The organism is Gimesia aquarii, assembly GCF_007748195.1.
GTDB classification, from domain to species: domain Bacteria; phylum Planctomycetota; class Planctomycetia; order Planctomycetales; family Planctomycetaceae; genus Gimesia; species Gimesia aquarii.
This window is the reverse complement of the sequence record NZ_CP037920.1, coordinates 4,012,057-4,024,748: the sequence shown is the minus strand read 5'-3', so window position 1 is coordinate 4,024,748 and position 12,692 is coordinate 4,012,057. Positions and strand designations below refer to the sequence as shown.

The following is a 12,692-nucleotide window of genomic DNA, read 5'->3' as shown; positions in this document are numbered from 1 at the left end:
CGTGATTGATCGAATATGACAATGAACATTAATGGAATCTACTGACACATCCCCTTTGAAACAACCTGTGCAACGAGACCTGCGAATCGATTTTTTTCGAGGGCTTGCATTGCTTATGATCTTAATTGATCATGTAGAAAACATGTTGGGGGTTTCGCTACTGAGCAGTTTCACATTAAAAGGTTTTGGCTATTGTGATGCCGCTGAAGTTTTCGTGTTTTTGTCGGGATACTTATATGGCATTGTTTACAGTCGTGTGTATCGACAATATGGCTCTCTGGGATGTTTTAAAAAGTCTTTGCATCGTGGTTTTGGACTTTACCTCGCTACTCTTCTTACTCTTGGTTGTTGTTTGGCAATTAGTATTCCGTTCGCGATTGAAAATGTTCAAATTTCAAAACATCTCTTTTTGTTTCCGCTCCTAGAAGCTCCTGTCAAATCGACAGCTTATTTATTGAATCTCTTCTATACGCCCTATGGATTCGAAATTCTACGTTTTTATATTCTCCTCTTCTTGTTTTTAAGCCCGGCACTTTTCTGGCTATTTAAGAGAAGTGTCGCATTGGCGTGTTTAGTGTCTTTTGGAATTTATTCACTCAGTCAATTTTTTGACTGGTCCACCATCCCAATGGCCTACAGCCAATTCGGACGATTCTATTTCAATCCTTTGTCCTGGCAACTTCTGTTCTTTATTGGGCTCGTTATTGGTTCGAAAAACTACGATAAGAAGTCCGTTCTTATATACAACGCATTCTTGAAGTATTTTGCGCTTTTGATCGTTTTGTGCGCGTTCTACATTGATTTTATTGAACCACGGTTATTTTCGAGCAACGGGATAGTCAAGTCTCCGTGGTTTCATTTATTAGCATCTATGCAATTGAAACAAACGCTTGGCCTCTTTCGACTGATTAATTTTTTAGCACTCGCATATTATGTGAGTTCAATTACATCATCCATGCAACCGTTCTGGAAGTCTAAGTTGGCATTTCCTTTGGTTGTCTGCGGACAGCATCCACTAATTGTTTATTGCTTGGGGCTTGTTTTACTGTATTTAAACGTTGTGTTGTTTAACGAATTGTCACTAGGTCCTAAATGGATTTTACCGTTCCATTTTATAGGATGTGGAATCTCCATTTCTGTAGCACTAGCAGTTCACCAGTATTATAAACTAAAGAATTGATCGTTCTCTTCTGATACCCCCTAGCCAGTTGTAAATGGCTTAATTTATCGCGATATCGAAAACTAAACATTTTAATGAAACAAACATCACTAAATAGCCTGTTAATCATTAGTTTGCTATTAATTCATACTGTTTTAATAGCTTATAGCGCGAATCGGCACAGCCCCAATTTGAATGAGCCGGGACATTTAGTGGCGGGAATCAGTCATTGGAAATATCAAAGATTTGAGCTCTATCGAGTCAATCCTCCTCTCGTGAGAATGGTTGCTGCTTTTATCCCGACCTTTTTTATGAATATAGAAACGAACTGGGAGCATTTTGATGAAAGACCAGGTGTTCGTCCTGTCTTTCGAATCGGCAGTGATTTTGTTATTGCAAATGGCGAAAACTCGTATTGGATTTTTACCGTCGCAAGATGGGTGTGTATTCCTTTTTCTCTTTTGGGTGGCTTTTTCTGTTATCGTTGGGCAAAGGAGTTATATGGAACGCGTGCTGGTTTACTGTCACTATCACTTTGGTGCTTTTCTCCGAATATATTAGCACATGCCCAATTTATTACCCCTGATTGTTGTGCCTCTGCTATGGGGATTGTATCCAGCTACTTTTTTTGGAAATGGTTAAATGGACGCTCTTGGCTGACTACTCTTTTCTCAGGTTTTGCAATGGGGCTTGCCTTACTCTCAAAGACAACCTGGATTATTCTGTTTGGTCTATGGCCGCTCTTGTGGCTAGTGTGGCAGTTCATTGAAGGAGAGTCTTTGGAAAAGGGAACATGGAAAAGCCAAATAATTCAACTCGCAACAATTCTTGGGATAGGAATTTATGTTCTTAATGTAGGGTATGGTTTTGAAGGAACATGTATCAAACTGAAAGAATATCAATTTGTAAGTGAAAGTTTGAGTGGTCAAGATTATGCGGACGAGAACCAAAGCGTTTTACCACTTCGAAAGTCATCAAATCGATTCAAGAACACATGGTTGGGTGAAATGCCAGTCCCCGTTCCTAAAAATTACTTAATTGGCTTAGATGTTCAGAAAAAAGACTTTGAGCATTTTGGTCGTGAATCATATCTCAGGGGTGAATTCAGAGATCACGGATGGTGGTATTATTATCTTTATGCGCTGGCAATTAAAGTGCCCATTGGATATTGGATTATATTCATCTTAGCATCAATTCATGCAATCGCCTGCTGGGCTGGAAAAATATCGCTACAGAATTTGTTCGTTTTAGGGCTTCCTGTTTTTACGATTCTGGTCCTGGTTAGCTCTCAAACGGAGTTTTCTCACCACTTACGATATGTCTTATTAATCTTTCCATTCGTATTTATTTGGATGGGACAATGTGTGCTATGGATTTCTAAAGCAAAACCAAAAACGAGTTGTATTTTTTTTATTAGTTTTGTTTGGGCAATTACTAGTAGCTTGTACTGTTACCCACACAGTCTATCCTACTTCAATGAGCTTGTAAGGGGACCTTTAAAAGGACATGAGCACCTTATTCATAGTAATATTGACTGGGGACAAGACTTAAAACTACTTAAGGAGTGGATCGAAGAACATCCTGAGGCGAAGCCAATGCATGTTTGTTATTACGGTACGCTCAATTACTACGGTCAAGAAGATATAAAAGCTCTGGGAGTAGACTATCCACTGCCACCAATAAACACCACTGGAGATCCGAACTTTGTTCCCCCGCCAGGTTGGTATGCAATCAGCGTAAATTATTTAAAAGGGTATGGATGGAAACAGCCCAAAAATGGGTTTACTTATCTCCAAAAATATTCGCCAGTAGCGAGAGCGGGCTATTCAATTTATATTTATCATGTTAAAGAAAAAAGTTTAAAAATGTGAATCGAATTCTTCGAGCAGTAAAACACATTATAGCGATAAGTAATCGAATAATGTTATTAGAAATCCTTGATAACAAAAATCTGTACGAATCTCTGATTACTAGTACATAACTTTAATACTGAATCAGACTTGGCAAAAGCCACTTTTTGTTCTATGTGTTCTACTTTTTCCTGCTGTCGTCGGAGCTTTCATCATCGGAACTTCACCCTATGCTGAGCTTCGATGATGAATGCGGAGCGACAGTAGGAAAAATCTACTGTTGTTGGTGCCGATTCTGAGGAAAGAAAAAAACTAAAGTTCCTCTTTTATTTATTTCGAGATATTGATATACATATCTAAAACTAAGTTCGATTCTTCGAATTAAGGTTAGGCAAAGGGTATGAAAAAGAAAAGTAGATCAAACAACCCAGAAGGAAGGCCGCCAGAATATCAATCAGAGATGAAGAAGGTTCTTATTCCATTACCGAAAAGTTATTTGGAATGGATTGATTCAGTCGCAGAGGAAAATTGTACCTCTCGAGCTAGGCTGATCAATGAACATTTACGGATGATTCAATCATTGATGGCATTTGGATTTATAGAGATAGACGAATATGGCACTGAATTCGCAAATGTGCCTCGTAAGCGGCATAACAAAAGAAAGAATGAGGAGCATTCACCCGGTCTCATCTTAAAAGCAACCAGGGATCGCATTACAAAAGAGTTTTATGAGAAAGATTAGTAAACAGCCCCAGTTGTAGTCGTCTGCAAACTCTTACAACTGAGGCACTTCCCACTATCTAGGAATTATCATGGATGATAGTAATACCCGCACAGGTTTTGAAGATCAAAGCGAGAGCGATCATGAAACAAGTGCGAATTTTGGAAAGAACATAGATCGACTGTTTGAGCAGGCCGCGAAGACAGGGCCGCAAGGAGCGGCGGGAGCCGACGCCGCGGCCCAGGCTGAGCGGTCAGATCAATTGACTGATCCTCAGGAATACCAAAATAACGCGGGGTCCGAATCCTGTAACACGGACCCCTTAAATCTCCAATGTCTCCCCTTGTCTTCAATTGACACTCTCACTACTGGTGGGCTGGATTATCTCTCCTTATCGTACTATGGTCGGTTCGATGAATCAAAATGGGATGTTTTGATATCTTCGCTTACTGAATGTCAAAAGTGTGCCCAAGAGAATGACTCATTAGGTTCTCTACTTGGAGTAGCCCCAGAAATTCTGGTATTGGTTTCCCCCAGCGGTAAGGGAAAAGCAGCTTCTTACGCTAAATGGAAATTTTCATATCAGGGAATTATCTTTGCAATTAGAGATTCTAAACTCTCTGAGAATTCTAAATCGATTCAGAATATACCAGATGTGTTTGTTGATATTTCTTCAAATCCTTTAATGGCTTTGGGAGAGAGTAAAATATTTGGATTGATTCGAACAGTCTTTGAGGCTATTGGGTTTTCGTTTTTGAAGGTCTGCCCTTCTCGAATTGATTTGTGTATTGATTTAGTCGATGTACCAACAAGTCAATTTTACGAACCGATTCAAAAATGGTGTTATGTATCAAGAACTTCTTATTCTGACTTCAATTTTAAAACCCGAGATATTCAGACAATCTACATTGGTAAAAAGAGTGCGAAAACTCTTCTGAGAATTTACGACAAATACCAAGAATGTAAAGCAAATCCAGAAAAGTACGACCTTCTAAAAGCACTTCGCTGGGGAAAAGATCCTAATCCACTTCTCGGGGCTACACGAGTTGAATTTCAACTCCGTCGACAACATTTAAAAAAACAACATAGCATCAATACATATGAAGATTTTCTGTTACGTAAATCGAATCTTTGTAAATATCTCACAAACGATTGGTTTCGCATCACTGAAAGAGAACCTGATCCCAGGCATACAGAGCGTTTTGGCCCTTCGGTATTGTGGCAGCAAGTCATACAGGCGTTTGCTGACTGGACTGGAAAGGAACTTGAAAGACGGTCGATCGATCGGATAACAAATCGAGATCCTATCCAGTTAGAAAGGCAGGCGGTTGGATGCCTTGTTTCTTCTTTGGCTATGCGAGGAAATATTCCAAACAGTGATCAGGAATTGAACCAATTGATTATGAATATTATTAGGTCTTATTCGAAGCAGATGAAGAAAGATATCTATTTAAAACGAAAGGAATTGGAGTCGAATCACCCAATAAAGATTGTTGAATGGGATTCAGTCAGGCGTTCTGACTGAGATAGTTTGTGTGTTTTATATGGAGATATTTATGAACGACAATGTAAAATTGATTGACCGAAGACAGCTGGCAAGTAAATTAGGGATTTCGATCCGTACTTTACAACGTTGGTTATCATCAGGAAAAATTCCAAAACCGATTTATTTAGGATCGGGACGGAGGCTTCCGAGATGGATTTTAAGTACCATCGATCAATGGATTATTAGTAGTTGTCCATCAGTTAAAGATAGCAACATAGAACGGAAGTAGAATGGCAAGCCTGTTTAAACCCACATACTCGCGTAAAGACCCTAAAACAGGTCTTACGGTCAAAAAGAAAACAAAGAAATGGTATGGCAAATATCGTGATATGAATGGTGATATCAAAAAAGTGCCATTGTGTACTGATAAAGCTGCTGCTCAGGTCATGTTGAATGAGTTGGTAAAGCGAAACGAACGCCAACAGGTAGGACTGACCGACCCGTATGAAGAAGCAAGAAAGCAAAAAATCGACACGCACTTAGAAGCATTTAAAAATGACCTCGATACACGAAACAATACCAGAAAACATATAGAACAGACAGTTAATCGGATCGCTCGGGGATTCCGGGCATGTGGGTTTGAAAGGTTAGATCAGCTTTCCTCGTCAGATGTCAATTCATGGCTTTCTGAAAAGCGGATCGAAAAAGCATTCTCTATCAAAACATGCAATTATTATATGTCAGCATTCAAACAGTTCGGAACTTGGCTGGTAAAAACAAAGCGGTATCCCGAAAATCCCTTTCAGTATTTGAATAATCTAAATTCGAGGGTTGATACAAAACGAAAGCGGCGACATTTATCAACCTCTGATTTTGAAAGTCTCTTGCAGGCTGCTGACACGGGGAAACCTTTTCGCAAGCTCACAGGTACTGATCGAAAGATGTTGTACCTGACGGCGGCTCATACCGGTTTTCGGGCAAGAGAGCTTTCTAGCCTGACAACCTGTCAATTTGAATTCAAATTAGAACATCCGACAATCACTGTTGAAGCTGCTTACACGAAGAACCGAAATCAGGCAGTTCAGCCGATCCGAAAAGATTTAGCTGATATTCTTTCTGCTTGGATGAATGAAACAGGACGAAACCAAGCAGATCAGATTGTCTGGCCGGGTTCGTGGGTAGAACGTTCTGCTCAGATGATCCGTAAAGATCTTGAACAGGCAGAAATCAGCTATAAGGACTCAGACGGCCGTGTGTTTGATTTTCATGCCCTTAGGCATCAATTTATTTCAAATCTGGTAGCTGCTGGTGTGCATCCCAAGGTGGCTCAACAGTTGGCCCGCCATTCGACAATTAATCTGACGATGGATCGTTACACTCACCTCGAAAATAAACAGGTTACAGAAGCACTTTCTTTGTTGCCTGCCGTCCATCAAATTGAGGTTGATAAAGACCAAGCAAACGCCCCTGAGACTGATTTGCTTGTACCTATGCTTGTACCAGCGAGTGACTTTTCTTGTCCTGAGTCGTCTTTGGCTGTCCCCGAGTTTCAGCCGAAAGTCTTAAAAGAAGAAACGCCTAAACCCATCAATGCTGAGGATTTAGGCGTCTATTGTCTGCATGTGTCTTCTTATGACACAAGTAGCGGTGGAGGGATTCGAACCCCCGACACGCGGATTATGATTCCGCTGCTCTAACCGACTGAGCTACACCGCCAAATGGGGTTGGGACAGACTCTTGAATGTAGTCCCTATTCTAATCAATGTTGCACGAAGAGAAAAGCTATTCTCCAGTGCTAACTTCCTTAGATATCTCACTTTATCGGCAAAATACCTATGAAGAATCGACAGCTTAACAAATTCTTTGCGGACCGCAAGTCAATCAGCGCATTCAACGGGAAATGCAGCCGAAATTAGTTGATTGTGACGCATTTCCCGTGACGTTATACTCGTTTTTGATGATCGATCACATTTGACTAGTTAGTGGAGCACCTCGAATATGCGAAAATGGTTTTCCTTCTTTGTTGTACTTAGTCTCCTGTTTCTGAGCGCTCAGCGCTCTCATGTCAATGCGCAGGAAACAAAGTCCCCTGCTCTGAAAACGATCACCAAAAACGTTGTCTTTCAGCGAGGTGATAGTGGTTATCACTCGTTCCGCATTCCGGCTTTGATCGTGTCGACCAAAGGAACCTTGCTGGCATTTGCGGAAGGACGGAAAAACAACTTAAGTGACAGTGGAAATATTGATTTGGTTCTCAAACGAAGTACAGATCATGGTAAAACATGGTCAGATTTGTCTGTTCTCTGGAACGATGGCGAGAATACTTGTGGGAACCCCTGCCCGGTCGTTGATCAATCAACGGGGCGTATCTGGCTGCCTTTGACTTGGAATCATGGTAAGGATCACGAAAAACAAATCAAAAACAAAACCTCGCGGGATACGCGACGTGTTTATATGAGTTATTCAGACGATGATGGGTTGACCTGGAAGGCACCTTTTGAAATCACCAAGTCTACGAAAAATCCGAAATGGACCTGGTATGCCACTGGACCCGGTAATGGAATTCAACTAACGCGTGGAGCACACAAAGGTCGACTCGTGATTCCCTGCGATCATAATGTGACGTTGGATGGCAAAGTCGTGCGCCGGTCGCATGCGATTTATTCAGATGATCATGGCAAGTCATGGGAGCTTAGCCAACCAATTGGTGAAAAAACAAATGAATGTGCTGTTGTTGAATTAGACGATGGTCGTCTGCTGATGAATATGCGAAGTTATCATGGTAAGAATCGGCGTGCAATTGCGACTTCAGAAGATGGTGGTACTACATGGTCCAAAGAATCACTCGACTCTGCATTAATTGAACCGGTATGTCAGGCCAGTCTGATACGGGTGCGTTTTCCTGAGCCGGGAAAGCGAGGGCAAATCCTGTTTAGTAATCCTGCCAGTAAAAAACGCGAGAAAATGACGATTCGTTTAAGTGAAGATGAAGGAAAATCCTGGTCTTCCTCGCGACTGGTAACGTCTGGTTCAGCCGCCTATTCCTGTCTGGCGGTATTAGCTGACGGGAGTATTGGGCTGCTTTACGAACGCGACGGATATCAGAAAATTGAATTTGTTGACTTTGACTTGGATCAATTCCAGACCGCAGATTAATCAGCGTGTAATTTCGCTCATTTTTTAATCAAGAAAAGAGAACTTGGCTTTTATGGATACATTACTCGATCGTTTTCTGCGTTATGTGAAAATTGATACCCAGTCTGATGAAACAAGCCCGACATTTCCCAGTACGGAAAAGCAATTGGTATTAAGCCGTATGTTGTTTGAAGAGTGTCAGCAATTAGGGCTTGAAGAGGTGACAATAAACGAATTTGGCATTGTGATGGCAACCGTTCCTGGAAACGTTGAGGGAGATGTCCCTGCGATTGGTTGGGTAGCGCATGTGGATACCTCGCCGGAATTCTCAGGCACAAATGTCAAACCAATTGTACATGAGAACTATGGAGGCGAAGATTTGGTGCTCCCTGGTGATCCTTCTCGAGTGTTACAAGTCAGCGAAGAGCCACGCTTGAAAGCGATGCAAGGCAAGACGGTCATTACCACAGATGGGACGACACTGTTGGGGGCAGATGATAAATCTGGTGTAGCGGTAATGATGTCTGCTGCTGCGGAATTGATGTCGGATCGCACAATTCAGCACGGCCCTGTACGCCTCTGTTTTACCTGTGATGAAGAGATTGGTCGAGGTATCGAGAAGCTGGATTTGAATGCGTTTGGCGTCTGTTGTGCATACACACTGGATAGTGACGGGAGTGGGCGCATCGATTCTGAAACGTTTTCCGCAGATCAGGCAGTGATTGTCGTGCGTGGAGTGAATACCCATCCTTCTGTTGGGAAAGGAGTGATGGTTAACGCAAATCGCATCTTGTGTGATTTGATTTCTCAATTACCGACGGAAACACTCAGTCCTGAAACGACAGAGGGCCGCGAGGGATTTATTCATCCTTATCATCTGGAAGGAAGTGTATCTGAAGCCTCTGCTCGTTTGATCTTGCGAGATTTTGAGACGGAAAAACTATCAGAATACGCACATCTCCTGGAATCATTGGCTGCTCCCCTACGAGCACAGCACCCGAAAGCCGAAATCACGATTACCATTTACAAACAGTATCGTAATATGCGCGATGGCTTGCAGAAAGAGCCTCGTGCGTTGCAGAAAGCGATAGAAGCCACACGTGCTGCTGGGTTAAAGCCTAACTTGGACGTGATTCGTGGTGGAACAGATGGTTCCCTGTTAACCGAAAAGGGATTGCCAACTCCCAATCTTTCCAGTGGTCAACACAATCCTCATTCTCCGTTGGAATGGACAACACTTGAGGAGATGCAGCAGGCGGTCGCCGTACTGAAACAACTTGCCATTCTCTGGGGGCAGGAACGTTGAATTTTCGAAACGTTGAAGATACTAGATGAGGAGTTGAGTCGATTCCGTGTGTTTGTTTCAATAATTCCTGAAGGAATCGCTCATGGTCAGGTTATACCAATCGTATTGATTAGCAAGGCTGGTGAAGGGTAACCGAACTTCATCTGTCTATAGCCGTAAAGAGTTAAGACAAATAAACGGCTTTCAGCTTAGATGCTCGATTCTCTGCTTTTGAATCAATATTTAAAAATAAATCGATTATGCAGGTCATGCAACATCTTCATGAAAACGATTGTTTGACCATCGATTTTTTGTGGCTTATGTTAAACATATCGGCAAGATAATCGTTTAATATACGCTGTACATTTTTGTGCAGCGCGATCCGGCGCTTACGTTCCTGCTAGCTATAGATGAGCCCTGCTTGTGGCGGCCATCAATAACAGGATGAATCGCTGGAATAGAGGGGGAACCATGTTTTCAACTACTAAGACGCGACTTCTGAAGAGTCTGCAATTAAGTAATATATGCGTATATTTATTGGGATGTTCGTTAGCATTGGCTTCAACTTTTGCCTATGCAGACCCCGGTGAATTACCTATTGTCATTCCTGTGACGCAAAGCCAGGCCATTGCTAAGGGAGAAGAGTTTGAGCAGACGCGACAATGGATTAAGGCAATTGAGCATTATGAATCCGCTTTGAAGAAGTGGCCTGAGAACAATAATATTAAATACGGTCTGCGTCGTGCCAAAATTCATTTTGGTATCGATCGACGTTATACAGATGACAGTTTCTCTAAAGTTCTCTTATCTCAGTCGCGACGTGAAGCATTCATTCTTTTCGACGAAATCTTATCAAAAATTCAGTCACATTTTGTCGATCCGCTTAGCACAACATCGTATGTAGCGCATGGTACTGAGAGTCTTTATCTGGCACTAGCGAATGATCAATTCACCAAAGCACACTTGAGCAATGTACAACCTGCAAAAATTCGTACTGTTCGTCGTATCTTGAGAGAAAAATATTGGAACAAGCAAGTTTCAAGTCATCACGGGGCACACCAACTGATTAATGAAGTTTGTGATTTATCTTATCAATATCTTCAACTGCGTGACACGGCAGTGATCTCTGAATATATGTTTGGTGGTTGTAATGCACTCGATGATTACAGCAGTTTTCTGACTCCCGAACGTCTGGGGGACCTTTATGATAACATTGAAGGAGAGTTTGTCGGTGTTGGCATAGAAATGAAAGCGGAAATCGGCGAAGGGATGTTACTCATCAATGTTCTGCCAGACAGTCCCGCTGAACGGGGAGGCGTGTTGCCGGGAGATCATATTGTCAGTATCGATCAAACAGATTGTCGAAACATGACGACTGATCAGGCTGCCAATCTCTTGCGTGGTCCTTCTGGAAGTCAGGTTGTCTTAGAACTGGAAAGTCCGGATGGTGGTGCGACTCGTGTTGCCAGAGTCACGAGAAAAGCGGTTCAAGTGAAAAGTTTTCCCATTGTAAAGATGCTTGATCAAGACAACGGAATTGCTTACATCAAAATGACTGGTTTCCAGAAAACGTCTGCTTCTGAACTGGATGCTGCGTTAAAAAAATTGCATGGCCAGGGAATGCGGTCTTTGATTTGGGATGTCCGTGGAAATCCCGGTGGTTTGCTTTCTGCGGCGGTCGAAGTTCTTGATCGATTTCTGGAAGAAGGTACATTGGTTTCAACACGCGGACGTGTTTCGGACCAGAACTGGAGTTATTCGGCTCACCGTCCTGGAACCTGGAAGATCCCATTAGTATTATTAGTGGATGAGAACAGTGCCAGTGCCAGTGAAATCGTGGCGGGGGCTCTTACAGATCATCGCCGAGCGACTGTGATTGGCCGTAAAACTTATGGAAAATGGTCAGTACAAAGTATCTTTCCCATTCGAGGTTCGACTGGTTTACGTTTGACAACTGCTAAGTTCTATTCGCCTCAAGGAAATACTTATGGTAAGATCGGGATAGAACCTAAAATCACAGTTGAGAAAGATGAACTGCAGACTGCCATGTATGGTGCGACACGTGAGCAACGACTGGCAGCAGACTCTGACATCAAACGTGGCTTACAAATCCTGCAAAGGCAATATGCAGTAACACCATGATGGATGAACGTGCCGACTGGCTCAGACAAGGAAAAGGACCGACCCCTGATTTACGGTGGTCATTTTCGACAGAAGCTCCTTTAATTGCGCTGGACCTGGCACGGGAAACTGGAGAACTTCTGGCCGCCGATATTTCAGGCGGCCTTTATTTATTAGATCGACAGGGGCAATTCCTGCACCTGAATCGCGGTATTAAAGACGTACAGCTGGTTCACTGGAGTGACCGTGGTAAACTGGGAGCCGCAATTTACGCCGATAATAATATCTGTTGTTTTGATCGCGATCTAAATGTTTTATGGGCGATTTCTTTTTCTGTTGAATGTTTAGCAATTACGATGGATTCTTATGGTGACTATATCGCCGTGAGCATTGCCAGTGGGAAAACGATTCTCATCGACTCACAGAAGAAGAAAGTCGCTAGCTTTGAAACCATTCGTCCTCTTAGTTATTTACAATTTCAAGTCACAGAACCACGTTTAATCGGTGCTGCAGAAAATGGTTTACTGTGTTGTTATGACTTGGAAGGTATCTGCATCTGGAGTGAAAAACATTGGTCCAATTGTGGCGGTATCGCTATAGCCGGTGATGCGCGTCATATTTTTCTTGCAGGCTTTAACTACGGGATCTTAATTTTTGACCACGAAGGAGAGACAGCAGGTACACTTGTTTTCGAGGGAACACCAAAAGTGATTGCCTGTGATTATACGGCAAATCGAATTGTCGCTGCGACCGTTGAGCAGGAATTATATTGGTTAAATCAGGAAGGGAAACTTCTCTGGGGGGGCGCTATTCCAGACGACGCGATTGAAGTCGCCTGTGACCCCTTTGGTCAATGGTGCATTTGTGGCATGAAATCGGGACTTGTTCAGTGCCTGGACTGGGCAGATGCAATATAAACCGATTTGAGGAAGATT

9 protein-coding genes, 1 tRNA gene and 1 pseudogene are annotated in these 12,692 nt (G+C 42.5%); 10 read left to right on the top strand and 1 reads right to left on the bottom strand.

Going from position 1 to position 12,692, the window contains the following annotated elements:
• The first annotated feature begins 31 nt into the window (after window positions 1–31).
• From V144x_RS15615 to V144x_RS29015, 6 genes and pseudogenes are all read left to right on the top strand, one after another.
• A complete protein-coding gene (locus V144x_RS15615) occupies window positions 32–1,180 on the top strand; it encodes an OpgC family protein (RefSeq protein ID WP_144986056.1) in 1,149 nt (382 codons plus the stop codon).
• Window positions 1,181–1,254: 74 nt separating this feature from the next.
• Complete coding sequence (locus tag V144x_RS15610) at window positions 1,255–3,030, top strand: ArnT family glycosyltransferase (protein ID WP_144986055.1); 1,776 nt, start codon at window positions 1,255–1,257, stop codon at window positions 3,028–3,030.
• A 379-nt stretch (window positions 3,031–3,409) separates the two neighbouring features.
• Window positions 3,410–3,751 (top strand): hypothetical protein, encoded by a 342-nt coding sequence (locus V144x_RS15605; RefSeq protein WP_144986054.1) that lies wholly within the window; start codon window positions 3,410–3,412, stop codon window positions 3,749–3,751.
• 70 nt (window positions 3,752–3,821) lie between these two features.
• Window positions 3,822–5,255 (top strand): replication initiation factor domain-containing protein, encoded by a 1,434-nt coding sequence (locus tag V144x_RS15600; RefSeq protein ID WP_144986053.1) that lies wholly within the window; start codon window positions 3,822–3,824, stop codon window positions 5,253–5,255.
• Window positions 5,256–5,274: 19 nt separating this feature from the next.
• On the top strand, window positions 5,275–5,505 hold the full coding sequence (locus tag V144x_RS29020; RefSeq protein WP_390620816.1) for a helix-turn-helix transcriptional regulator: 231 nt from the start codon (window positions 5,275–5,277) through the stop codon (window positions 5,503–5,505).
• 1 nt (window position 5,506) lies between these two features.
• Window positions 5,507–6,595: pseudogene (locus V144x_RS29015) on the top strand (tyrosine-type recombinase/integrase); the annotation flags it as partial.
• A gap of 263 nt (window positions 6,596–6,858) precedes the next feature.
• On the opposite strand, the gene V144x_RS15585 reads toward V144x_RS29015, so the two are convergent.
• Window positions 6,859–6,932: transfer RNA gene (locus V144x_RS15585), tRNA-Met, on the bottom strand.
• Between the two features lie 282 nt (window positions 6,933–7,214).
• On the opposite strand from V144x_RS15585, the gene V144x_RS15580 reads away from it, so the two are divergent.
• From V144x_RS15580 to V144x_RS15565, 4 genes are all read left to right on the top strand, one after another.
• Complete coding sequence (locus tag V144x_RS15580; RefSeq protein ID WP_144986051.1) at window positions 7,215–8,372, top strand: sialidase family protein; 1,158 nt, start codon at window positions 7,215–7,217, stop codon at window positions 8,370–8,372.
• A 52-nt stretch (window positions 8,373–8,424) separates the two neighbouring features.
• Entirely contained in the window at window positions 8,425–9,657 is a 1,233-nt protein-coding gene (pepT, locus tag V144x_RS15575; protein ID WP_144986050.1) for a peptidase T, read from the top strand.
• A 450-nt stretch (window positions 9,658–10,107) separates the two neighbouring features.
• A complete protein-coding gene (locus V144x_RS15570) occupies window positions 10,108–11,778 on the top strand; it encodes a S41 family peptidase (protein WP_232102543.1) in 1,671 nt (556 codons plus the stop codon).
• Window positions 11,775–12,674: a hypothetical protein gene (locus V144x_RS15565; RefSeq protein ID WP_144986049.1), complete on the top strand. Its 900-nt coding sequence runs from the start codon at window positions 11,775–11,777 to the stop codon at window positions 12,672–12,674. Before V144x_RS15570 ends, V144x_RS15565 begins: the two co-directional genes overlap by 4 nt.
• Window positions 12,675–12,692 lie beyond the last annotated feature (18 nt).